Genomic DNA, 23,719 nt, shown 5'->3' on the forward strand with positions numbered 1-23,719 from the left:
CCCTTTTTTATGCAGTTCAGGCAGGCCGTTCAGAATGGAGCAGGGGTAATGAATTTTCTGGTGGATGAGAATATTCCGCTGGCGCATGAGGCTTTTAATGTGCAGGGAAGGGTCACCGTGTTTTCAGGACGCCAGCCCAGTATCCAGGACCTGGCAGAGACTGAAGTATTATTAGTACGTTCAGTCACTCAGGTTAATCAGCAGCTTTTGCAGCAAGCTTCTAAGCTCAAATTTGTCGGTACCGCGACCATAGGTACTGAACATGTTGATATGGAGGCATTGCAGCAGCGGGGTATAGGTTTTGCCAGTGCCCCTGGTGCTAATGCTGACTCGGTTGGTGAATATGTATTGACGGCGCTTCTGGCACTGGCTGAGCAACAAAGCTGGCAACTGGCTGGTCGTCGGGTGGCTATCGTGGGCGCCGGTAATACCGGGATTGCCACTGGCAAGCGGTTGAGTGCTTTGGGAATGCAGGTAGGATACTATGATCCCCCCTTGCAGGAGCAAGGCAAGCAGGCGGCATCGTATATGACCTGGGCGGAAGTGTTGCAGGCGGACGTTATTAGTTTGCATGTGCCCCTGCAGAATAATGGCCGTTATAAAACCAGGCATCTGCTGGCGCATAAGGAACTGGCTCAGTTAGGTAGTTCGCAGGTCTTGATTAATGCCAGTCGTGGTGCGGTTATCAATAATCAGGCGTTATTGCAGCGGCAGCAGGAAAAACCGCTGTGGCTGATTCTGGATGTATGGGAAGGGGAGCCGCAGATACTGCAGCCATTGTTGGAAAAAGTAGCTATTGCTACTCCCCATATTGCAGGATACAGCCTGAATGGTAAAGTGCGTGCTACGCAGATGTTATATCAGGCCTGCAGCCGTTATTTCGCCTGGCAACAGGCAGCGCCTGACTGGCAAAAGCTGATGCCTGACCTGCGTGCAGAAAGCTGGCATTGTGATTCGACATTGAACCAACAACAGTTGGCGCATTGGGCGTTAGAAAACTACCCTATCTGGCGGGATGATAGAAAGATGCGTGAACGGGGCGTTGATGCTCAAGGGTTTGATGCTTTACGCAAAGAATATCCTCCCCGTTATGAGCTGATGAGCCGGCACCTCGAATGCGACAGGTTGTCGGACGATGAACGAGAACGTTTGCAGCAATTAGGTTTTAATTTGTAATTTTTGAGAGGAAAGTGAATGTCATTATCAGTCAATGTAGCAGTTCTGGGGGCCTCCGGCCTGGTTGGCAAACAAATCATTGAGTGTCTGGAAGAACGTAAATTTCCAGTCAGCAAGCTGATACCTCTGGCCAGCAGCCGGTCGGCTGGTAGCGAAGTCGATTTTCGAGGTGAAAGTCTTACTGTGGAAGATGTCGAACACTTTGACTGGAGCACAGTAGATATTGCTTTTTTCTCTGCCGGAGGCAGTGTTTCTGAAAAATACGCTCCATTAGCGGCTGAAGCAGGTTGTGTGGTGATTGATAATACGTCGCACTTCAGATATGACCCTGAGATTCCATTAGTGGTACCGGAAGTTAATGCGCATGCGCTGGCTGACTTTCGTGTGCGTAACATCATTGCCAATCCGAACTGTTCTACGATTCAGATGCTGGTTGCTTTAAAACCTATTCATGATGCGGTGGGTATTGAGCGCATAAACGTGGCTACCTATCAGTCGGTCTCAGGTTCTGGCGCCAAAGCCATGGAAGAACTGGCTAAACAGACTGCTGAGTTACTTAATGGTAAACAACCTACTATTGAAGCTTTTAGCCGGCAGATAGCTTTTAACTGCATTCCTCAAATCGATGTATTTTTGGATAACGACTACACCAAAGAAGAGATGAAAATGGTCTGGGAAACGCAGAAGATATTTGCTGATGACAGTATTCGGGTGAATGCTACGGCTGTGCGGGTACCGGTATTCTTTGGCCACGCCGAAGCTATTCACCTGGAAACCCGGCAACCTATTGATGCAGAACAGGTTAAAGCGTTGTTACGTGACGCCGAAGGCGTCAAATTGATGGCAGAAGCGGAAGACTTCCCGACTCAGGTAGGCGACTCTGCCGGCAACGATGAAGTGTTTGTGGGCCGGGTACGTAATGATATCACCCACCCGGATGGCATTAATCTGTGGGTTGTAGGTGACAATATCCGCAAAGGTGCAGCTACTAATAGTGTGCAGATTGGTGAAGTTTTACTGCGTGACTACTGGTAATCTGGTTTAAGAAAATTGACGGCGTGCCGTTATAGATTGGAAAGCCTTGCTGGTTTATAGTGAGAGTCTGCCCGGCACGCCTGTCGAACCTGAAGCCCGGGCAATAATTAAAACAAAAATAAGCGGTGTAGGAAATATTATGAAGAGTGGGTGGATGCGGTCACGACTTTTATTGGTAGCAGCAGTACTGGGAATTATTGCCTGGCCAACGTCTGTATTAGCGCAGGCTGATTCCATTATTATTCGTGGAGCTGAAGGTTCTGAGCAACGGGATGTGCGCCAGGGACAAGAGAATTATGGGCCCATTACCCGCAACGATACACTTTGGAGTATAGCTAATACTTACCGACCTCATTCCAGTGTTAGTGTGCAACAAACTATGGCCGCGATAATGCAGGCCAACCCACAGGCTTTCCCAACAACTAATCCGAATGAAATGGAAACTGGTTATTTTCTGCGCTTGCCGAGTCTGCAGGAAATTCAGATGATAAATCCGGAAGCAGCACGTCGCCAGATTGAATTAGGGGAGCGCCTGCAAAGCAGCTCTCAGCAATTACGGCAGTCGGAGCAGCAAACCCAACAGGCTCAGCAACGGCAGCAGGAAATTTTAAGCCAGGCGCGTAGCGGTGCGGAACAGGCTATTGGTGAAGTGCGCTCTGAATACGCCAGTGAGTTTGCGGAATTACGTGAGCGGATGCGCAATTCTATTGAAAGCACAGAAAGAGTTTATCGAGAGAACGAAGAACTACGTGAACGGGTAGACGGTATTGCTCAGACCCTGAGTGAAATTCAGCGAAGCATGGTTAATGAGCAGGAATTTCAAAGCCAGCTACGTACTATTTTAGAACAGCAGGAAGAACTGCGCCTGGAGCAGGAAGCAACCCGTGCGGTTGCCGAAGAAGAAACGCTGGTTGACCGTTTACTGGCGAATCCGGTGATGCTGGCTATTCTGGCTTTCTTGCCGGCATTGCTGATGATCATAGGCGCTACATTGTTATTACGTCGTCGTCAGCCTGCCACAGCGGGTGCTGCAGTTGTCGCTAAAAGCGGTCGCGCGAATAGTGGCACTGCTGGAGCTGCAGGCACCGCAGACGATGAGCTGGTATCGGATGATAGTGACGATGATTTTGAGCTGGATGATGCGATGGCCGACTTTGACCAGCTTGATGACGACGATGACGGTGATGATTTGTCGGCACTGGAAGATGAGATGTTAGTGCCGGAGGAAGATGAAGATGACGGTATCCAGCTGGATGATGATACTGATGATCTGGATCTGGAAAGCTTTGATTCACTGGATGACGATGACATTGATAAAGCGGACAGTTCCGAAGAAGAAAGCGATGAAAATGAAATTAGTCAGTCTGAACTTGATAACCTGTTAAATGCGGGCGATGCGGAAGAAGATGACGGCGAAACGCCTGCAGCCGCGTCAGCGGAACCAGAAACCGTAGACGCAGATGACGATACGGTCACGGAACCTGAAAGTCCGGCAGAAGAACAGCCGGAAGAGGAAGAACCCAGTCCTGCAGAGCTTTTTGCGAATGACGAAGAAGATGCTGATGACGAAACTGGCGATGACGAAATGGACTTTGATGCCATGCTTAGTGAGTTTGGCATGGAAGAGGACGATGATGACATTGATGACGATGATATTAATTCATTGCTAGCTCAGTCTGACAGTGTGGTTACAGAAGACAAAGAAAAAGATCCGGGCGAAGCGGCACAGGAGCCGGAAACCCCTGAGGATGAAGAAGCTGAGGATCTCGAAGCGGGTGAAGAGCTAGATTTTTCGGCGGACGATGAGGAAGATTCAACGGCAGAAACAGAAGAGGTTTCTGCCGAAAATAAAGCCGAAGATGCTGAAGACTTTATCGATATTGATGACATTCTGAATGATGCAGATGAGAGTGAACCGGAGGCAGATGATGAAGCCGACGATGATGACGATGAAAGTTCACGTCAGGCTGACGAGGAAGATAACCTGGCTGCTCAGCTAGATTTGGCCAGAGCTTACCTGGAAATGGAAGAAACAGAAGAAGCCCGGGAAACTATCCAGGCCGTGATTGAAGAAGCGGAAGGAGAGCTGCTACAGGAAGCGCAGGAGCTGTTAAAACGTATTGATAGCTGAAAGCCTGTGTAATTTACGTATAATGTGCGCCCATCAGGCAATAATGCATAGTTAACAGGTGGGCGGTGGTAATGCGTATTGCGTTAGGTATCGAATATAGTGGGCAAAATTATCATGGCTGGCAGCGTCAGCAAGGCATGCCAACAGTGCAGGGCAAACTCGAAAAAGCGCTGAGCCAGATTGCGAATCATCCCGTGGACGTAATCTGCGCCGGCCGAACCGACGCAGGTGTGCATGCCACAGGGCAGGTAGTGCACTTTGATGTGGACTGCCAGCGTGCAGAACCTGCCTGGACCATTGGCGTGAATAGTAATCTGCCGTCCGATATTTCAGTGCGCTGGATGCATGAAGTGGATGCTGACTTTGATGCACGCTTCAGCGCCTCAGCGCGTCGTTATCGCTATATTATCTACGACAGTCCAACCCGCCCGGGTATTTTCCCTTTTGGTGTTACCCACAGCTACCATGCTCTGGATGTGGAAGTTATGCAGGCGGCTGCGCCCGCCTTATTAGGCGAGCACGACTTTAGTGCTTTCAGAGCTGCTCATTGCCAGGCGAATACGCCGTTTCGGAATGTACAGGAAATATCGGTTACGCGTATGGGCTATTATATCGTTATAGAAGTTAAGGCAAACGCATTTTTACACCACATGGTGCGTAATATTGTGGGCTCTCTGATAGTGATAGGTAAGAAAGAGCAACAACCTGACTGGCTGAGCGAGCTACTCGCAGGCAAAGACCGTAAACTGGCTGCCGCGACAGCAAAACCGCATGGTTTGTACCTTGTCGACGTTAGTTATCCTGAAAAATTTGCGTTACCACGCTGGCCCATGGGCCCTTTGTTTCTGAATACGCACAACTAAGACCACTTTTTGCTGCAAATAAAGTCTTAGTTATGGTTTAATTGCGGCAGAATTAAGTATTTAAGGTTAAGCACGTTATGAGCTGGATTGAGAAGATTCTTGCTAAACCGCAAGCGAACAAACGCCGAAATATTCCTGAAGGTGTCTGGAGTAAGTGCCAGGGCTGTGAATCTATTTTATATCGCGCGGATTTAGAACGTAATTTGTCAGTATGTCCAAAGTGCGGCCATCATATGCGGCTGTCAGCCCGTGAGCGTCTGGATGCTTTTCTGGACAAAGGCGAACAGGTAGAGATTGGTGCTGATCTTGAGCCGCAGGACGTGCTTAAGTTTCGTGATTCGAAGAAATACAAAGATCGCATTGCGGCAGCACAAAAAGCGACGGGTGAAAAAGATGCTCTGGTCGCTATGCGTGGCAAAGTAAAAGGTGTGCCTGTTGTTACTGTCGCTTTTGAATTCGCCTTTATGGGTGGTTCTATGGCGTCGGTAGTAGGGGCTCGCTTTGTGCAGGCGGCTGAAGTCTGTATTGAACATAAAATTCCACTAGTCTGTTTTTCAGCCTCTGGTGGTGCCCGCATGCAGGAAGCTTTGTTGTCGTTGATGCAGATGGCTAAGACTTCGGCAGCTTTGGCTCGTATGAGCGAAGAAGGTTTGCCCTATATTTCGGTCTTGACGGATCCTACGATGGGTGGCGTGTCAGCCAGTCTGGCTATGCTGGGCGATATTAATATCGGTGAGCCTCAGGCGTTGATTGGTTTTGCCGGGCCGCGGGTTATTGAGCAAACTGTACGTGAAACTCTACCAAAAGGTTTTCAGCGTAGTGAGTTCCTGCTTGAGCATGGTGCTATTGATATGATCGTGGATCGTCGCGAAATGCGTGACCGTATCGCCGGTTTACTGGCTAAGTTCCAGGCGCTCGATAGTCCGAATCTGGATACACAGGAAAGTGACGCTGAGCTGTGAGTACAACGTCAGATAGCTCCGGTCGCTCACTGCATGACTGGTTGCAGTATCTGGAAGCTCAGCATTATAAAAGCATAGATCTTGGATTAGAGCGTATCAGCCAGGTGGCTGCTACGCTCGACGTTCTGCGACCAGCTCCGTTGGTGATAACGGTTGCTGGTACAAACGGTAAAGGCTCCACAGTGCGCATTCTGGAGCAAATTCTGCTAGCGGCGGGTTATCAAGCTGGCAGCTATACTTCCCCCCATTTTCTCCACTATAACGAACGTGTTCGCGTTGCCGGAGCAGAACTTAGCGATAAGCAGCATTGTGACGCTTTTGCCGTTGTCGAAGCGGCCCGTGGTGATGCGTCTCTGACGTATTTTGAATACGGCACTCTGGCTGCTTTGCAACTGCTAAAAGCAGCTAAACTAGATGTTGTCATTCTTGAAGTAGGACTGGGCGGACGTCTGGATGCGGTTAATATTGTCGATCCTGATATAGCCATAGTCACTAGCGTAGGCATCGATCATGTAGCATTTCTGGGCGACGACAGAGAACAGATTGGTTTTGAAAAAGCAGGTATTTATCGCCCCGGCAAACCTGCTATTTGCGCTGATCCTGAGCCGCCTCAACGACTTTTGCAACACGCAACTGATATTAAAGCTTCGCTATACTGTCTGAATCGCGATTATCATTATGAACTGACAGGTTCAGGCTGGGACTTTGCAAGTTCGCAACTTGCCCTGAAGCAATTACCAATACCCGTATTACCACTGCCAAGTGCAGCAGCCGCGCTGGCTTGCCTGGGATTTTTGGCGCAGCCGCCAGAACGGGGCGCTATTGAACTGGGTTTATCAACAGCTCAGCTGCCTGGTCGTATGCAGGTGTTATCAGGCCTCCCCATGCGAATTCTGGATGTTGCGCATAATCCTCATGCGGCCGAATATTTAGCCAGGCAGTTACAGCAGCGCTGGCCAGGCCGTGCTATTCGCGCGGTTTGCGGCATGCTTTGTGATAAAGATATGAAAAACACTCTGGCTCCGCTTACCCCATTGGTCAGTAACTGGTATCTGGCGACTTTACCTGGCCCCAGAGGAAACACTGCGGCGCAACTGGCAGACGAATTGGAAAGTAAGTGTAAAAAAAGCTTTGAGAGTGTTGCAGAGGCTTATCAAAATGCGTTATCAGATGCCGAAGAAGGCGATATCGTGTTATGCTTTGGCTCCTTTTTAACGATCCAGGCAATCTACGAAGTGGAGGGCTAGGCTGGTGGCAAGTCCATTACAGAATCGCATTGTAGGCACTGTTATTATTGTAGCTCTGGCCGTTATATTTTTACCAGATCTACTGGATGGTAACAAGATTCAGCGCGATGATGAGCTGGAAACCATTCCTTTGCGTCCCGAGCTGAGCACAGAGCAACAACGCGCCCAATTTCCTGAAGACTTTGAACAACAGATAGCAGCTGCTGAACCAGCAGAAGAAGCGCTTACTGCTGTTGATGAAGAATCTGCTGAGCCGGAAGAATTCAGTTCTCCCCGGGAGCCGGTAGCTGGCAGGCTGCCGCAGGCAGACGAGAGTAACGGGGCTCCGGCCTGGGTTATTCGTTTAGGCGCATTTCGCAATGCTGAAAACGTTAATCGTTTGGTAGAAGAGCTGCAGGAAGCCGGTTTTAGTGCTTACAGTCGTTCAACCCGAAATCAGAGTGGCGAACTCAATATATTATTAGTGGGTCCGGATTTGGATGCTGAAGCCTTGCGTGCACAATTAACGGAACTGCAGGAAATAACTGGACTCGAAGGTCAGGTTGTACGTTACCAGCCGACACCGGAATAATTTTGATGCTATGGATCGACTTTCTTATTATAGGAATTATCGTGCTTTCGGCACTGATAAGCCTTGCTCGTGGTTTTGTGAAAGAAGCTATGTCCTTAGCGGTATGGATAGGGGCTTTTTTCATTGCCAGCCATTTTTATCTGGATCTGGCCGCTTTTCTAACCCGAATTGAAGATGATATGTTCCGCAATGCTACCGCCATTGCCATTTTGTTTGTGATAACCCTGATAGTAGGGGCTATTCTCAATTACATCTTAGGCCTGCTTGTACTGAAAACCGGGTTGTCAGGCACGGACCGGGTCTTAGGACTGGTCTTTGGTGGTTTAAGAGGAGTATTGGTGGTCAGTGCATTACTCTTTTTTGCGGATTCTTTTACCGCGTTACCAGAGGAAACCTGGTGGCGGAAGTCGCTACTTATCCCCCATTTTGGAATTTATATTGAATGGTTTTTCAGTTATCTGGAAAATTCATCCAGTTTTTTACAGCAAGACGATTAACGAGGATTTAAGGCATGTGTGGTGTTGTCGGCATAGTAGGTAAGCAACCGGTCAATCAGGCGCTGTATGACGGCCTGACGATGTTACAACATCGAGGGCAGGATGCTGCAGGTATAATGACCATTGATCAGAACACGCTGCGTTTGCGCAAGGGCAATGGCCTGGTACGTGATGCTTTCCATACTCGTCATATGAAACGGCTGACCGGCAATTTAGGCATCGGCCATGTACGTTATCCTACAGCCGGCTCTTCCAGTGCCGCTGAGGCTCAACCTTTATATGTTAACTCGCCTTTTGGCATCGCCATGGCACACAATGGCAACCTGACTAATTCAAAAGAATTGCAACAGCAATTATTTGACCAGGCGCGCCGTCATATTAACACCACGTCAGACTCAGAAATTCTGCTCAATATTTTCGCCCATGAGCTGACAACAAAAGATACTATGCGTTTATCAGAAGACGATATCTTTGCGACGGTCACTAAAGTGCATCGGCAGATTCGAGGTGCCTATGCCGTGGTGGCGATGATTATTGGCCATGGTATGGTGGCATTTCGTGACCCCTGGGGCATTCGGCCACTAGCCTTAGGTAAGCGCGAGACTGAGCAGGGCACTGAATATATGGTGGCTTCTGAAAGTGTGGCTATTGACGGTACCGGCTTCACCTTCATGCGTGACGTAGAACCGGGTGAGGCTATTTATATCACCGAACAGGGACAACTGTTTTCACGCCAGTGTGCTGATAAACCTATGCATTGCCCCTGTATTTTTGAGTATGTTTATTTTGCCAGGCCGGACTCCTTTATTGATGGCGTTTCTGTTTATGCCAGTCGTATTAATATGGGGCGTAAGCTGGGCGAAAAAATTAAACGGGAATATCAGGATCTGGATATTGACGTTATCATTCCAATTCCAGAAACTGCTTGTGATATCGCGCTGGAAATGTCGCGTGTTCTGGCCCTTCCTTATCGCCAGGGGTTTGTCAAAAACCGTTATATCGGCCGTACTTTTATCATGCCGGGTCAGACTCAGCGACGTAAGTCGGTGCGTCGCAAACTGAATGCGATCAGTGCTGAGTTTAAAGGTAAAAATGTATTGCTGGTTGATGACTCTATTGTCAGGGGTACCACCTCAGAGCAGATTATTGAAATGGCCCGTGAAGCGGGGGCGAAAAATGTATATTTTGCGTCAGCCGCGCCGGAAATCCGCTTTCCGAATGTTTATGGTATCGATATGCCCAGTGCCAATGAACTTATTGGTTATGGCCGTGAAGTTCAGGAAGTATGTAGCATTATTAAAGCCGACGGTCTTATCTACCAGGATTTAGAAGATCTGGTGGCCGCGGTTCAGGTAGAAAATCCACGGTTGAAAAGCTTTGAAACCTCGGTTTTTAATGGTCAGTACATTACTGGTGACGTAAGCCAGAGTTACCTGGACAGAATTGATGCTGAACGTAATGACAATGTTCGTTCCGCAGAATCTCAGGAAGAAACTAATCTTGAGATGCATAACGAAGATGATTGATTAACAGACGCAGAGTAAAAAGCCCGTCACTTCAAATGAAGTGACGGGCTTTTTTATTCTTCAGGGAAGCTTAATTTTGCTGGAAAGGATAAACGGAGCCGAGGTGCATTAATTGAGTTAATTCATCAAGAGCAGCGCGCGACTCATTTAAAAGCTGAGGATCTCTCAAATCGTCTACAGCGAGTTCATCGCGATAATGTTTGTCTACCCATAGGTTAAGACGTTCAAACAATGTCTCGTCCATTAGGCAGTGTGGATTGACCGCTGCCAGTTCCTGTTCGTCGAGAGCAACGCGTAATCTCAGACAAGCCGGACCTCCACCGTTACGCATACTCTGTTTCACATCGAAATAGCGCACATCTTTAATGGGTGTATTGCTTTGCGTCAGTTCTTTCAGGTAGGCCGCAACTCCAGGATGTTCTTCGCACTCGCTGGGCGCAATAATAATCATGTCGCCACTGGGTAAGGTTATCAGCTGTGTATTAAACAGGTAGGTGTTGACGGCATCCTGCACACTGACAGCGCTATCAGGAACCTCAATGAAGTGCATGTCATGGCCCAGCTTTTGTTCAATTTCGCGACATTTAGTGGCGGTATCAGTAAACGCCTGCTGGTGATAAAAGAGTACATTCTGATTACCTACCGCAATCACGTCGTTATGAAATACACCCTGGTCAATCACTTCAGGATTCTGCTGAATAAATACGGTGTTCTCGTCGCTCAATCCGTGCAAACGGGCAACTGCCTGAGAAGCCTCAAAGGTTTGCCGGGCGGGGAAACGAACGGGTGCGGGTTTGCTACTGTCAAAGGCATAACGGCCGTAAACAAAAACTTCAACGCCAGCTTTGCCGTAATTTCCGCAAAGGCGGGTATGATTAGCCGCTCCTTCATCACCGAAATGCTCGTTATCTGGCAGGTGCTGATGATGTTTAAAATAACGCGAATTATTGAACATTGCGCGTAAAATATTGCCAGTAACCCCAGGTTCAAGAGAACGATGGAATTTATTGGTCAGGTTCGCTGGCGTGAAATGAACCCGGCCATCGGCTGTGTCAGAACCCGGAGACACGGTCGCGGCGTTAGCTGTCCACATACTTGAAGCGGAGCAGCAGGCACGAAAAATAGCAGGTGCCTGCTCTGCAGCTTTACTTAATACTTCATGGTCAGAACCGCCGAAACCAATGCGGCGCAGCGCAGCAACGTCAGGACGCTCCTGAGGCGCCAGAACGCCTTGTTGCATGCCCATATCGTGCAAAGCTTTCATCTTCCGCAGGCCTTGTTTTGCTGCCGATTTCGGGCTGGAGCTGGCCTTGGCATTACTAAGGGAAGCAACATTACCAAAGGATAACCCTGCATAATTGTGAGTCGGGCCCACCAGGCCGTCAAAATTGACTTCGAAATCTTGCATTGAGTGGTCACTCCCTGGCAATCAAAAAAATTAACTGGGGCTATTATACGTGTCTGGAGTGGCTTTGAAAGCCTTTATTTAAAAGGGCTGCAGGGTGTGTCGTTAAGTTTGTATAAGTATGCAGATCCAACGAATTTTCATTTAATTTGTTCGACTTGGGTTGTCACTGCGGTGAATTACCGATATATCTTAAAAAAGGAATTCACCTGAACATTCGCTTGATAAACTGGATAGTAAGGCTTATATAGAGGCCTGTTGCTTAGTTTATTCCGACCAAAGAGTTAAAAATCGTCATGGCAAAATCGCTCGTTATTGTCGAGTCACCCGCAAAAGCAAAGACTATAAATAAGTATCTTGGTAATGACTACGTGGTTAAATCCAGCGTCGGTCATGTGCGCGATCTGCCAACCAGAAGTCTGGAGAAAGCTCCGACTAAAGCACCTTCTGAAGTGCGTAAAATGTCACCGGAAGAAAAAGAAGCTTATCGCCGGGATCGTGATTACCTGAATCTGGTCGGGCGCATGGGTATAGATCCTGAACACGGCTGGAAGCCTCGTTATGAAGTACTTCCGGGCAAAGAGAAGGTCGTTAAAGAATTAAAAAGCCTGGCAAAAAATGCCGACAAAGTCTATCTCGCGACGGATTTGGATCGCGAGGGGGAAGCGATAGCCTGGCATTTGAAAGAGATTATTGGTGGTGAAGACGATCGTTATCAGCGTGTGGTTTTTAACGAGATTACGAAAAAAGCAATTCAGGAAGCTTTTGCGCAACCTGCGGAACTTAACGTAGCAAGGGTGGAAGCGCAGCAAACCCGACGATTTTTAGATCGTGTGGTCGGTTTTATGGTGTCGCCGCTGTTGTGGAAAAAAATAGCGCGGGGTCTTTCTGCAGGCCGGGTACAGTCGGTTGCGGTGCGATTGGTCGTAGAGCGTGAACGCGAAATAAAAGCTTTTGTGCCCGAAGAGTTCTGGGATATTCATGCTGATCTTACTGCGCAGGAAAAATCCGATTTGCGCATGGAAGTTGCCCGTCATCAGGGTAAAGCCTTTAAACCGCTGAACGAAAATATGGCGGCTACGGCAGTGAAGGACCTGGAGAATGCGCAGTATGAAGTCAGTGCCAGAGACGATAAGCCGACCAAAAGTCGACCGTCAGCCCCTTTTATTACCTCGACTCTGCAGCAGGCGGCGAGCACTCGCTTAGGTTACGGTGTGAAGAAAACCATGACCATGGCGCAGCGCCTTTATGAAGCGGGTTATATTACTTATATGCGTACTGACTCAACACACCTGAGCCAGGATGCATTAAATGGCGTTCGTAAGTTTATAGACGACGAATACGGACCTAAATATCTGCCTGAGAAACCGAATTTCTATGGCAAGAAAGCCAATGCGCAGGAAGCCCACGAAGCCATCCGGCCTTCCAATGTAATGATTAAATCCGGCATGTTGCAAGGCATGGAACGTGATGCTGAACGTTTGTACGAACTTATCTGGCGTCAGTTTGTAGCTTGCCAGATGACGGCTGCTGAATATGACTCTTCAACTATTACCGTCAGCGCCGGTGATTACGAATTAAAAGCCCGCGGCCGGGTCATGCGGTTTGCCGGTTGGACAAAAGCACAACCACCGGCCAAACGTAAGGGCGATGATGACGGGTCGTTGCCGGATGTGAAGGTAGGTCAGATACTTGCCCTGGAAGCCTTAGATCCGCAGCAGCATTTCACTAAGCCTTCGGCGCGTTATGGTGAAGCGTCCCTGGTGAAAGAGCTGGAAAAACGTGGCATAGGTCGACCTTCAACTTACGCCTCTATTATTTCGACGATTCAGGATCGGGGTTATGTGCGGGTTGAACAACGTCGCTTTTATGCCGAAAAAATGGGTGAAATAGTAACTGATCGTTTGACTGAAAATTTTGCTGAACTGATGAGTTATAACTTTACCGCTGAGATGGAGCAGCGCCTGGACGATATTGCCTATGGCAAAGCGGACTGGAAAGAGGCTTTGGATGAGTTTTATGAAGACTTTAAGGGGCATTTAGAGCGTGCCGAACTGCCACCGGAAGAAGGCGGCATGCGGGACAACCAGATGGTGCTTACTGATATAGACTGCCCCACCTGTGACCGTAAAATGGGTGTCAGAACGGCTTCCACCGGCGTATTTTTGGGCTGTTCCGGTTATAACCTGCCACCCAAAGAACGCTGCACTAAGACAATGAACCTGGTGTCTGGAGATGAAGCGGTAAAAGTAGATGAAGATAACGAAGAAGCCGAAGCTCTGGCTCTGCGTGCGAAAAAGCGTTGCCCTAAATGCGGTACCGCGATGGATAGCTATCTGATTGACGAAACGCGTAAATTGCACGTCTGTGGTAATAACCCGGTGTGTGACGGTCAACTGATTGAGAAAGGTACCTTTAAAATTAAGGGGTATGACGGTCCTCTGATTGAATGTGATCGTTGTGGCAGTGACATGCAGCTGAAAAGCGGTCGTTTTGGAAAGTACTTTGGCTGTACTAACGAAGAATGCAAAAATACCCGTAAGTTACTGCGTAACGGTGAAGCCGCACCACCCCGAGAGGACCCGGTGCATTTGCCTGAGCTGACTTGCGAGCAGTCGGATGCTTACTTTGTGTTGCGTGACGGCGCATCGGGAATCTTTATGTCGGCCAGTACATTTCCGAAATCACGTGAGACTCGCGCGGTCACGGTGAAAGAGCTGGCGCGTTTTAAAGAACGCCTTCCTGAGAAGTTTCATTATCTGGCGGAAGCGCCACAGGAAGACCCGGACGGTCATGATGCAATAGTGCGTTTTAGTCGCAAGGAGAAAAAGCAGTACGTCGTGACTGAAATCGATAAAAAGCCGACAGGCTGGCAGGCCCATTATGAAGGTGGGCAGTGGAAAGAGGTCAAGGCCAAGAAAGCGGCTAAGAAACCAGCTGCTAAGAAGGCAGTTGCTAAGACGGTGAAAAAGAAAAAGCCGACAAAGCGTACAACTAAAGCCTCTTAATATACTTGCGCAGCTTGCTGCGCTTGGCTAAATTTTTGCTCCAACTGTTTATTTTCAGCAAGGAGCAAGCTGATGCAGGAACGGCTAAGGAAAGCCTTCAGATCGTTGTCAGGCCAATTTTGCTGGGTTATTGTGGCGGCAGCTATACCATTTGGCGCCACCTGGCCCGCGCAGGATTGCGGCCCTTTATTTATCCCCTCCGTGTTACCAGATACAAAGATTAACAGCCCGGAACAGGTGTCAGGGGTGTCGTTCAGCATGTCCCCCGGGCCATTACAGCCGCAGCTTGAAACGCTGTTACAGCAGCATTTGCAGGTGCAATCTGTAGTATGGCTGGCCGCTACCGAACACCATTGGCCTTCACGTTATCAGCTGCAGGCTAACGACTGGGACAGCATACTGGAACGCCTGTTAGAGCCTTATCAACTTCGTGTGTTATTGCATGCGAACCACACAGCGGTGGTAGATTATCTACCGCAGCTGGGGGGAGGCTGGTAATGCGTGGTTTATTCATAAGCTCGATAGCGGTACTCGTTCTGTTGTCAGGCTGCGCGTTGCGCGGCAGTTATCAGGAGTCAGTGGTTAGCGCCGAACAGCGTTTGGCTGAAGCATATGCTGTCCCAGCTACGACGCCTGCCAGGCAGCATGTAGTGCGCGAACAAGGCTACTTTGTACCACCATTAATTATGCCTCAGTATGAAGGACCTGCCTGGTATACCGAAAGCACTGATTTCATCTTCGATAACTACCCTTTGCAGGAGGCGTTGCGTGAAATGCTTTATCCTTTATCGATCAGCGTCAGATTGCTGGATGATATTGATCCTGATATTCCGGTAAGCCTGGCTTTTCAGGGGCTTGTTGGGGACGCAATAACGCAGTTGGGGTTGGTTACTGGTTTCTATTTCAGTGCTACTGATCATGTGCTTACCTTACGTCAGTTTGAAGTGGCGGAGTTTGATGTGGCCTTTCTGGCAGGGTCAACTAACTTCTTTCTGGGTGATGATGAACGCCGTTTGAATCAGACTTCGGCGATGTCGGGGCATCAGCTCATGCCGTCTGGCCTGAGCGATGACAGTGCTCAATATCTGAATTTTACCAGTGAGTCATTGTCGGTATGGAATGATTTAGAAGCAGCATTGCAATTACTTTTATCGGCCCATGGCCACATCGCTTTGAATCAAAGCTCGACTTCTATTCTGGTGCGTGATTATCCACAGCACGTACAACAGATACGTGAGTATCTGATCCAGCAGAATCGGCGGTTAACCCGGCAGGTAGCCGTTGACGTGCAGGTGATAGACATTGCTTTTGATGATCAGGAACAGGCGGGCATAGACTGGGAGCTGGTGTATCAGTCTGCTTCGCATAGCGGCATTGTAAACTTCTCCAGTGGCCTGGTGAGTTCACTGACTAACAGAGGCTCACAAATAGGTATCGAACGCAGCAGTGGCCGTTTGGCAGGCTCTCAGATACTTATTAATGCATTATCGCAACAAGGCGTGGTTGAAGTCAGTAGCCATCCGCGGTTGGTGAGTCTGAATAATCAGATATCTAAAATTGTACTGGAAGACAATGCGACCTATCTGGCTTCCGCCGGAAGCAGTTCGACGCCGAATGTAGGCAGTAGTGATTTACTAATTCCCGGGGTGGTGACCACCGGGTTCGAGTTATATTTATTGCCTAAGATAGCTAGTGCTCAGGTGCTTATGCAGCTCTCTACCAGCCTCTCGGATTTAAAAGGCATCGAGCAGGTCACTTCTGGTGATAAAACTATTCAGACACCGCATACCAATCGCAAAAAATTCTTTATGAAAGCTATGGTCGCGGATGGTGAAACTTTATTAATTTCCGGTTTGAAAAGTACCCGACAACAATGGCAGCAACAAAAAACATTGGGCTCATGGTTGTTTGGTGGGCATCGACAGCAGGTTAGGCAGCGTTCGGAAACCTTGCTGCTGCTGACGCCGCGGATTCTGGAGACTGGAGTTGTGTTATGAAATGCAAAGGCCAGAGCATGCTGGAGACGCTCATTGTGCTGCCTTTGTTTTTGCTGATGCTGGCTGCTGCAGTACAGGGGCTGTGGATATTACTGGCACAGCAAATGTTACAGGCGGCCAGCTTGCACGTCGTGCGCCAGGCCAGTCTGACAGGAGGCGATAGTCTGGCGATGCTGCAGGTTCTGGAGTCACGTATGCGACCTTTGCCGGGATCCCGGTTGCATATTCCGGATATTAAACGTTTGCATCCCTCTGACCGGCTTATTCGCGAGCAAGGAGACAGGGTGGTCTCTGAGGGACGTGTGTTTTATCAGTTAAGCTCTGATTTTGCAGGGGCAAGGCTTGCTTCCCTGCACGAGACAGAAAGGGAGGCGTGGCTGCGGGCTCGTATATTCAAAGTAGGTATTACCTGGTGCCAGTCTCTGCTGGTGCCTATGATGGCTCAGACGCTGCAACCTTTTTTGCGCAGCTCAACGAGTCCTGCACAGCAGTATTGCAACCTCCAGAGTTCAGGTCGTGAACCTATGCTGGCTATTCAGGTGACGGCGGCGACTCAAATGATTGCGCCGCTGGAAATAGCGGGCGCAATTACTGACTAATGGTCGTTCAGTTCGGCGCAGGCCTGCAGTGTGTTTTGCATCAGACAGGCAACAGTCATGGGGCCGACCCCTCCAGGTACTGGTGTTATATAGCTGGCGCGCTCAGCTGCAGCAGCAAACTCAACGTCACCACATAAGCTACCATCGGCCTGACGGTTAATGCCCACATCAATCACGATAGCGCCGGGTTTTATCCAGTTACCCGGAATAAAATTGGCTTTGCCTACAGCAACTACGACAATGTCAGCCTGTTCGATGTGCTGTTGCAGGTTCTTTGTAAAACGGTGACATACGGTAGTAGTTGCGCCAGCATATAAAAGTTCGAGGCTCATAGGGCGGCCTACGATATTGGAAGCACCGACGATTACAGCGTGTTGTCCATGCAGGTCGATACCGGTGGACTGCAACAGTGTAATGACACCTTTGGGAGTGCAGGGCCGTAAAATAGGAATACGTTGAGCGAGTCGGCCGATATTGTAAGGGTGGAAGCCATCAACGTCTTTATTGGGTTGTATGCGCTCCAGAATCTTGGTTGCATCCAGCCCCGCAGGCAGCGGTAGCTGAACCAGAATACCGTCGATATCCTGTGCTGCATTTAATTCATCGATGAGTTGTTCGAGGCTGCTTTGACTGACGGTGACAGGAAGGTCATAGGCTTTGGAGATAAAACCTATTTCTTCACAGGCTTTGCGCTTACTACCCACATAAACCTGAGAGGCAGGATCCTGACCGACCAGTACGACAGCAAGGCCGGGAGGGCGCTTACCCTGAGCGACCCGTTCCGCTACACTTTTCTTAACTTGTTGACGTACGTCTTTAGCGATGGCTTTGCCATCAATCAAGGTTGCTGTTGCCATAATCCTATGTCACCACTGGTCGACTACGAAGATTGCCGCTGAAGGCTTGATATTGTGCCAAAAAAAGCGCGCTAAAGACAGATAAAGCCTTAGGAATTGTCAAATTTGATGAAAAGCTGGCCAGTGGTGCTGTAAAAATAGCCGAACGCGCAGGTAGGGTGAAAAAAGGTTTGACGATACCAGGCCTTAAAGGTAATATTCGCCCCCGTTGACAGGCACTGAAAAGTGTTTGGCAACGGGCGTAGAAAGTTCGGCGATTAGCGCAGTTTGGTAGCGCACTTGGTTTGGGTCCAAGGGGTCGCAGGTTCAAATCCTGCATCGCCGACCATCTTTCTGAGTGAAGCCGCAGGCAACACAGCGCGCCCGTAGCTCAGTTGGATAGAGCAACGGCCTTCTAAGCCGTGGGTCGCAGGTTCGAATCCTGCCGGGCGCGCCAGGTCTTCTTGGTAGAGTAAGCGTCCAGAAATAAGCACTACAGTGGTGGGTGTAGCTCAGTTGGTAGAGCCCCGGATTGTGATTCCGGTTGTCGTGGGTTCGAGTCCCATCATCCACCCCATTTCCCCCAGATATATATGTCGGCGATTAGCGCAGTTTGGTAGCGCACTTGGTTTGGGTCCAAGGGGTCGCAGGTTCAAATCCTGCATCGCCGACCATTCTGCTTAACCTGCTATACCTAATCTTCCCTGTAGTTCATGTAAAAACGCCCGAACGCGTTTTGCATTAGTACCTAAATCCTGTTCTTCATTTCTTGATACACTGCGTACATCGACTACTGTAGACCGTCCGTCATGCTGTATTCGAATAACAATGTCCTGTTCAAATCCAAGCCAGCTTGTAGTATCTGAGGCTTCAATAATACCGCCGTCATTATCTACGGCAACCAGCTGCCAGCCCTTTGTCTGCACTACTTGCTGAGCTGCTCTGAAAACAGAAGCGGATGTGACGTTTGTATGAAGTGTTTGAATATCTGAATAATGCTGTCGTTGCAGTTCAGCGATCTGTTCTCCAGGGTATTCGTGAGGAACCCTTGCTTCCTGGCGACGTGAGAGCAGGGCGTCGAATTGCGGAGGGTTCTCGGTGTCGGTAGTGACATCAGAAATATGGGGTGCTTCACGGGCGTCTTGTAACGTTGTATAAGTCACATAAAAGCTAACTCCCGCAGACAGCAGGCAAAGTGCCAGTATGCCCTGCATAAAAGGCTTTCGCGGTCGTATTAGAATAGCGGCAAGTATGCCGCACAGGGCCCCGGCAACAGCGAGCACTGAGGCTAGCTGGAGCGCTTGCAGTGCTCCTTCCAGCTGTATTTGTCCAGATTGATAAAGCGGTCCGGACAGTATTGCTGTTGCGATGGCTACTATGGTTAAACATAACGCCAGAGCGAAACTTAAGGCTTTCATTCAGAATACTCCAGTAGACACCTTTTTATAAGACTAGCAGGAGTTGCTTCCGGGACTAAATATTCGGGTTAAAAGATCTTTGATTTCGTCGCTGCCCAATTCTCTTAACTGGCGCATATTCTGAACTGGGATCTGCTCGGCGTTTTTATGAGCGCGAATAGCGCGGGCCAGGGATTCTTCGCGTAAAATATGCAGAGCGGGCCAGGGCGAGCGATTCGTGTAGTTTGCCGGGTCCTGTTCCTCAGCATCGGCGAAAACGTAAGCCGGATGGAAGTTAGCCAACTGAAATACACCGCTGTACCCTTCAAGTTGTAAAATTTGCTGAGCGAATCCAGTTTGATTCAGAAAAGCATCAAAATTATCAACAAGCTGAGGCAGTATAATGAGACTGGTTTCGGTTTCAGGATTTTCATGAAGCCAGTTTAATTCCTGACTAAAAAGCTCATAAAAGCTGTTGTCGTCGTTGAAATTAAGAACTTCGTAACGAATTTTATTATTTTCCACTTCTTTGCGGGCAAAAGGGCAAATATTGAGGGGTACAATAAACTGAGCCACCCAATCACGGGTTTGCTGGGTATAAATATTCACTCGTAATCTGGCTCCAGACAAGCTGTAATATAAATGCGTTTGATAGCGATGAGAATATTATGCAAAGCTAGCTGAGTAAAGTAAGCTTGCGTAAGTGTTGAATTCTGCTTAGCTTTATAGATATCTAACAGCGTAAGTTTTAATGACAGAGGCGCATTATGAACGTTGAACAAGTGATTCAAAACCCAAGCAAATATTTTGAACATCCAGGAGAAGTTGCGACCACGCCAGGTTTGTCAGTAGAGGACAAGGTTAAGATCCTGGAAAGCTGGGAAATTGATGCAAATGAGATGTTAACGGCAGACTCTGAAAATATGCCAGATAAACGCAATGAGCAGTTAACTGATGATTTGCAGGCAATACGCACAACTTTAAGCGATTTACGCGGCAAGTAAAGGCGCGCCCAGCGCAACTGGGGAATTGAATTAGGAACTGGCATGACCACAAGAAGTAATAACTGGTCTGTGCAGACAACGTCCGCACAGGCTCTGGGCCTTATTGATCAAGGCACTAAATCTTTGGTTTTACCCACCTATAGCGCAACCACCTACCAACGAGATGCTGATAATCAGTATACCTCCGGTAATGTCTATTCGCGGGATGATAATCCAACTTATAAACCGGTTGAAGCGCTGTTAACAGAACTTGAAGAAGGCGCTGAGTCGTTACTTTTCAGCTCGGGAATGGCTGCCGCAGTTGCAGTATTTCAGGCACTTAAACCAGGTGACCATGTAATAGCGCCAAAAGTTATGTATTGGTCTTTACGAAACTGGCTGCTGGGGTTTGCCCGTGAATGGGGTTTATTGGTCGAATTGGTAGACACCACTGATTTGAAAGCTGTGGAAGCCGCCATTCAGCCTCAACAGACACGCCTGATTTGGCTGGAAACGCCGGGTAATCCTTTATGGACTGTGAGCGACATTGAAGCGATTGTCAGTTTAGCAAAAGCTGACAATATTTTATTGGCCGTCGACTCTACCTGTGCAACGCCAGTGCTCAGTAAGCCGCTGACATTGGGGGCTGATATCGTTATGCATTCAGCCACTAAGTATCTGAACGGCCACTCAGATGTGATTGCTGGTGCGTTAGTGACCAAGCGTCAGGATGACTTCTGGCAACGCATAAGAAGCCTGCGCAAACATGGCGGCGCGGTGCTTAGCCCACAGGACGCTACGCAATTATTGAGGGGCATGCGGACTTTATTTATCCGGGTGCGGGAATCCAGTAATAATGCACTGTGGCTGGCGCAACAACTGCAACAGTTGCCTCAGGTAAAGCGGGTCTGGTATCCGGGGCTGACCGATTTTCCCGGTCACGAGATCGCCTGTCGGCAAATGCCAGGAGGTTTTGGCGGTATGTTGTCTATTCAGGTTGAGGGGGGAGAACAGGCCGCTATAACAACGGCAGCTGAAACCCAACTGTGGAAACGGGCTACTTCGCTTGGTGGTGTGGAGAGTTTGATTGAGCATCGCGCCAGCGTTGAAGGGGCAGGAAGCCCGGTGCCTGATGACTTGTTGCGTTTGTCGACAGGTATCGAAAGCGCCGAAGACTTGCTTGCTGATCTTAAATCCGCTCTCGAATACGCGCATCATTAATGTTCCCAGTGCCTGCACAGCGCTTATCCCGTGAGCTGGTTATTAAGAAAAGCCGCTTTATTGCCTGGGCAGCGCCGGTAACCAGCCGCGATGAGGCGCTACAGTTACTTGCTGAGGCTCGCCGGGAATACCCTGACGCGGGTCATCATTGCTGGGCTTATGTGATTGGTAACCCACAGTCTGCTACCAGTGCCGCTATGAATGACGATGGCGAACCCTCAGGTACGGCTGGCAAACCTATTTTGAGTGTGATGCAACACAAAGGTATTGGTAACCTGGTGGTGGTAGTGATTCGCTACTTTGGCGGGGTTAAGTTGGGCGCTGGGGGACTGGTGCGGGCTTATGCAGGGGCCACTGAGAAGGTATTGTCTGAATTACCGTTAAAAACCGAGCAGCCGGTTACTGTCTGTATTCTTAATATGGACTTCTCACTTGAACAACTGCTGCGCCATTGGTTGCATACTGAGGGGGGAGAACTTCAAAAAGTCGACTATTCGGAGTCTGTGCAGTTAACGGTAGCTGTACCCAACGCCAAACTAAAAAGCCTGGAGCAATTCTGCCTGGGTTCAGGAATTGCTTTTCAGTTGTTTGCGGACGGCCTGAATGAGTGACTGAAACAGGCGCCGTTGACGGCGTAATAAGAGTAAAAATTCCGGATGCCATTGCACTCCAATCAGGAACTCTTCCTCCGGAGCTTCGATAGCCTGTACGATACCGTCAAGATCCCGACCGCTGATGATCATTCGCTGACCCACCTTATCAATACCCTGGTTATGTAAGCTATTGATACGGCACTGTCGACAGCCGAGATGCTTCTCCAGTTGAGTACGCGCCTCAACCTTCAGGGTTTTTAAAGGTAACGATGTCCAACGGTTAGAAGTCTTCTCACGTCGACTGCGTAGCTCCTGAAATAAGTTTCCACCGAGTTGCACATTTAATAGCTGAGCCCCTCGACAAATACCCAGTAATGGCATTTTATGTTCCAGTGCGTATTCAATAACCGCGCTTTCAAATTCGTCCCGTTGCTTATCATGTTTGGGTTTGACTTCTTGTTCGGCAGCATACAGCACCGGATCTATGTCGTGGCCCCCGGTAATCACAACCCCCTGGTAATCAAGACGGCTGATATTATCGCCAGGGCGCAATTGCAATGGTTGAGCTCCATACCAACGCACAATAGTTGCTACGCAAAAACGTGGCAGGAGGGCTCCCCGGGCAGGGCCGGTAATAGCTATAACGGGTTTATTTGGCATCAGTTAACCAATTGCTTCGTATTTGTTTTCGCCAGTCTCGTTTTGTTGGGGTTAGCCAGCGCTTCCAGAGTGGAGACTGAAGCCATTTTAAATAGGCGGCACAACATTCCTGCAGACGTTGTTCATCGTTGGCCAGTGCTTCTACCTGTAACCAGCCATTCCAGGCTAAATGAACTCCCCAGTCAGGCAGGTGTATCTCGCAGTTAGGAAGACGGTAATGGAAGGCGGGTCTCGACTTGATTAGTGGGTCCTGAGTATATTCACGTACCAGGTCGTCATCAATAAAGGAAAACAAAGGTAATAAGTCCAGTGCCCTGTTACGGGTTGGACTATCTTTAAGATAATCGATAATTAACGCTTTCTGATCCGGTTGATAATCAGCGGCCAGCACTTTCATCACGTATTTTCTGGGGAAAGGATCGACATAAGTGGTGATGCGTCGGGTCATGTTGATCGAAGCTTCTTCGTATAACCAGTCGTAAAGGCAGAGAAAAGCTTTGAGGTAATTAGTCAGAGTCGCTGCTTCAAGATTCGGGACTTCCGGATTAAGCTGCATACTAAAAGCATTAAGCACGCTTTCCGAAGTCCCTTTAGCACCGGCTTTGCGGAGTTTATCAATAAGTTCCTGCACTTCATCCAGTCGCTGCATTTCGATAGGAGGACTGACGAGTTCGTGTGGTACAAGGGGTTTTGAAAATAGCTTCAGCAGGCTTTCTATATCGTTGCCGATATCTCCTGACTCGCGTTTTTCTTTGCCCATCTTTTTCAACAGCTGAAAATCCAGCTCAACAATCCAGTCGCCAGCTTTATCGCCGGTAAGGGTATATTGATATCTGCTGCTGCGTTCTACCTTAAGGTTCAGATAGTCGGCAACTTCGGCGGCCAGCTGGTCAATGGACAACCCGCTCATTTCAAGTTCAACGCCGATACGTCTTGGTTGCTTGTCCATATTTAGCAATACTTCTGGCATAGCAATTTGCTCAGATTGCTTTGACATACAATGCCTCGCTAA

Annotated in this window: 23 protein-coding genes and 4 tRNA genes; 20 read left to right on the forward strand and 7 right to left on the reverse strand. The window is 48.9% G+C overall.

The features are described from left to right. Window positions 1-48: 48 nt before the first annotated feature. The 9 genes from CWE09_RS00190 (at window position 49) to purF (ending at window position 10,008) form a co-directional block, all read left to right on the forward strand. Window positions 49-1,176: a 4-phosphoerythronate dehydrogenase gene (locus CWE09_RS00190; protein WP_198679559.1), complete on the forward strand. Its 1,128-nt coding sequence runs from the start codon at window positions 49-51 to the stop codon at window positions 1,174-1,176. A gap of 18 nt (window positions 1,177-1,194) precedes the next feature. After that, window positions 1,195-2,211, forward strand: coding sequence for an aspartate-semialdehyde dehydrogenase (locus tag CWE09_RS00195; RefSeq protein ID WP_126801901.1), 1,017 nt, complete (start codon window positions 1,195-1,197; stop codon window positions 2,209-2,211). 139 nt (window positions 2,212-2,350) lie between these two features. Further along, complete coding sequence (locus tag CWE09_RS00200; protein WP_126801902.1) at window positions 2,351-4,342, forward strand: FimV/HubP family polar landmark protein; 1,992 nt, start codon at window positions 2,351-2,353, stop codon at window positions 4,340-4,342. Between the two features lie 71 nt (window positions 4,343-4,413). Beyond that, on the forward strand, window positions 4,414-5,205 hold the full coding sequence (gene truA, locus CWE09_RS00205; RefSeq protein ID WP_126801903.1) for a tRNA pseudouridine(38-40) synthase TruA: 792 nt from the start codon (window positions 4,414-4,416) through the stop codon (window positions 5,203-5,205). A 77-nt stretch (window positions 5,206-5,282) separates the two neighbouring features. Continuing rightward, window positions 5,283-6,167 (forward strand): acetyl-CoA carboxylase, carboxyltransferase subunit beta, encoded by an 885-nt coding sequence (accD, locus tag CWE09_RS00210; RefSeq protein ID WP_126801904.1) that lies wholly within the window; start codon window positions 5,283-5,285, stop codon window positions 6,165-6,167. Next, entirely contained in the window at window positions 6,164-7,414 is a 1,251-nt protein-coding gene (folC, locus tag CWE09_RS00215) for a bifunctional tetrahydrofolate synthase/dihydrofolate synthase (RefSeq protein WP_198679560.1), read from the forward strand. Before accD ends, folC begins: the two co-directional genes overlap by 4 nt. Before the next feature lie 4 nt (window positions 7,415-7,418). Further along, on the forward strand, window positions 7,419-7,985 hold the full coding sequence (locus CWE09_RS00220; RefSeq protein ID WP_157982779.1) for an SPOR domain-containing protein: 567 nt from the start codon (window positions 7,419-7,421) through the stop codon (window positions 7,983-7,985). A gap of 5 nt (window positions 7,986-7,990) precedes the next feature. Then, the gene (locus CWE09_RS00225) at window positions 7,991-8,482 is read left to right on the forward strand and encodes a CvpA family protein (protein WP_126803873.1); all 492 of its coding nucleotides are present in this window, start codon (window positions 7,991-7,993) and stop codon (window positions 8,480-8,482) included. Window positions 8,483-8,496: 14 nt separating this feature from the next. Next, a complete protein-coding gene (gene purF / locus CWE09_RS00230) occupies window positions 8,497-10,008 on the forward strand; it encodes an amidophosphoribosyltransferase (RefSeq protein ID WP_126801906.1) in 1,512 nt (503 codons plus the stop codon). A 70-nt stretch (window positions 10,009-10,078) separates the two neighbouring features. Here purF and astB read toward each other — a convergent pair whose 3' ends face one another. Continuing rightward, window positions 10,079-11,416 (reverse strand): N-succinylarginine dihydrolase, encoded by a 1,338-nt coding sequence (astB, locus tag CWE09_RS00235; RefSeq protein ID WP_126801907.1) that lies wholly within the window; start codon window positions 11,414-11,416, stop codon window positions 10,079-10,081. 293 nt (window positions 11,417-11,709) lie between these two features. Between astB and topA the strand changes: the two genes are divergently transcribed. Further along, window positions 11,710-14,421, forward strand: a complete 2,712-nt coding sequence (gene topA / locus CWE09_RS00240; RefSeq protein WP_126801908.1) for a type I DNA topoisomerase — start codon at window positions 11,710-11,712, stop codon at window positions 14,419-14,421. Here the strand turns inward: topA and CWE09_RS00245 are convergent. Then, window positions 14,418-14,681, reverse strand: a complete 264-nt coding sequence (locus CWE09_RS00245; RefSeq protein WP_126801909.1) for a hypothetical protein — start codon at window positions 14,679-14,681, stop codon at window positions 14,418-14,420. The two genes, topA and CWE09_RS00245, sit on opposite strands and share 4 nt — an antisense overlap. Between CWE09_RS00245 and CWE09_RS00250 the strand changes: the two genes are divergently transcribed. Genes CWE09_RS00250 through CWE09_RS00260 form a run of 3 tightly spaced genes read left to right on the forward strand, consistent with a single transcriptional unit; the run spans window position 14,680 to window position 17,017 of the window. Further along, entirely contained in the window at window positions 14,680-14,919 is a 240-nt protein-coding gene (locus CWE09_RS00250; protein ID WP_126801910.1) for a hypothetical protein, read from the forward strand. The genes CWE09_RS00245 and CWE09_RS00250 overlap by 2 nt on opposite strands. Further along, window positions 14,919-16,418, forward strand: a complete 1,500-nt coding sequence (locus CWE09_RS00255) for a hypothetical protein (RefSeq protein WP_126801911.1) — start codon at window positions 14,919-14,921, stop codon at window positions 16,416-16,418. Before CWE09_RS00250 ends, CWE09_RS00255 begins: the two co-directional genes overlap by 1 nt. Further along, on the forward strand, window positions 16,415-17,017 hold the full coding sequence (locus CWE09_RS00260) for a TadE/TadG family type IV pilus assembly protein (RefSeq protein WP_126801912.1): 603 nt from the start codon (window positions 16,415-16,417) through the stop codon (window positions 17,015-17,017). Before CWE09_RS00255 ends, CWE09_RS00260 begins: the two co-directional genes overlap by 4 nt. Here the strand turns inward: CWE09_RS00260 and folD are convergent. Next, on the reverse strand, window positions 17,014-17,874 hold the full coding sequence (gene folD, locus CWE09_RS00265; RefSeq protein WP_126801913.1) for a bifunctional methylenetetrahydrofolate dehydrogenase/methenyltetrahydrofolate cyclohydrolase FolD: 861 nt from the start codon (window positions 17,872-17,874) through the stop codon (window positions 17,014-17,016). The genes CWE09_RS00260 and folD overlap by 4 nt on opposite strands. Window positions 17,875-18,125: 251 nt before the next feature. Between folD and CWE09_RS00270 the strand changes: the two genes are divergently transcribed. From CWE09_RS00270 to CWE09_RS00285, 4 genes are all read left to right on the forward strand, one after another. After that, window positions 18,126-18,202: transfer RNA gene (locus CWE09_RS00270), tRNA-Pro, on the forward strand. 31 nt (window positions 18,203-18,233) lie between these two features. Then, window positions 18,234-18,310, forward strand: a tRNA-Arg gene (locus tag CWE09_RS00275). Between the two features lie 44 nt (window positions 18,311-18,354). Next, a tRNA-His gene (locus CWE09_RS00280) sits at window positions 18,355-18,430 on the forward strand. A 20-nt stretch (window positions 18,431-18,450) separates the two neighbouring features. Next, a tRNA-Pro gene (locus CWE09_RS00285) sits at window positions 18,451-18,527 on the forward strand. A gap of 6 nt (window positions 18,528-18,533) precedes the next feature. Here CWE09_RS00285 and CWE09_RS00290 read toward each other — a convergent pair. Then, the gene (locus CWE09_RS00290; protein WP_126801914.1) at window positions 18,534-19,271 is read right to left on the reverse strand and encodes a DUF1499 domain-containing protein; all 738 of its coding nucleotides are present in this window, start codon (window positions 19,269-19,271) and stop codon (window positions 18,534-18,536) included. Between the two features lie 33 nt (window positions 19,272-19,304). Then, entirely contained in the window at window positions 19,305-19,859 is a 555-nt protein-coding gene (locus CWE09_RS00295) for a DUF1415 domain-containing protein (protein ID WP_157982780.1), read from the reverse strand. Window positions 19,860-20,017: 158 nt separating this feature from the next. Here CWE09_RS00295 and CWE09_RS00300 point away from each other — a divergent pair, with 158 nt between their 5' ends. From CWE09_RS00300 to CWE09_RS00310, 3 genes are read left to right on the forward strand one after another with little or no spacing between them, the layout of a single operon-like run. Beyond that, on the forward strand, window positions 20,018-20,254 hold the full coding sequence (locus CWE09_RS00300) for a hypothetical protein (RefSeq protein WP_126801916.1): 237 nt from the start codon (window positions 20,018-20,020) through the stop codon (window positions 20,252-20,254). 42 nt (window positions 20,255-20,296) lie between these two features. Further along, complete coding sequence (locus CWE09_RS00305) at window positions 20,297-21,454, forward strand: trans-sulfuration enzyme family protein (protein ID WP_126801917.1); 1,158 nt, start codon at window positions 20,297-20,299, stop codon at window positions 21,452-21,454. Then, the gene (locus CWE09_RS00310; protein WP_126801918.1) at window positions 21,454-22,065 is read left to right on the forward strand and encodes a YigZ family protein; all 612 of its coding nucleotides are present in this window, start codon (window positions 21,454-21,456) and stop codon (window positions 22,063-22,065) included. The genes CWE09_RS00305 and CWE09_RS00310 overlap by 1 nt, the downstream gene beginning before the upstream one ends. On the opposite strand, the gene CWE09_RS00315 is transcribed toward CWE09_RS00310, so the two are convergent. Both CWE09_RS00315 and CWE09_RS00320 read right to left on the reverse strand, forming a co-directional pair. Further along, a complete protein-coding gene (locus CWE09_RS00315; protein ID WP_126801919.1) occupies window positions 22,021-22,707 on the reverse strand; it encodes a gamma-glutamyl-gamma-aminobutyrate hydrolase family protein in 687 nt (228 codons plus the stop codon). The two genes, CWE09_RS00310 and CWE09_RS00315, sit on opposite strands and share 45 nt — an antisense overlap. Further along, complete coding sequence (locus tag CWE09_RS00320; RefSeq protein WP_126801920.1) at window positions 22,697-23,704, reverse strand: amidoligase family protein; 1,008 nt, start codon at window positions 23,702-23,704, stop codon at window positions 22,697-22,699. The genes CWE09_RS00315 and CWE09_RS00320 overlap by 11 nt, the downstream gene beginning before the upstream one ends. Between the last annotated feature and the right edge of the window lie 15 nt (window positions 23,705-23,719).

The organism is Aliidiomarina minuta (assembly GCF_003987145.1).
Classification (GTDB): domain Bacteria; phylum Pseudomonadota; class Gammaproteobacteria; order Enterobacterales; family Alteromonadaceae; genus Aliidiomarina; species Aliidiomarina minuta.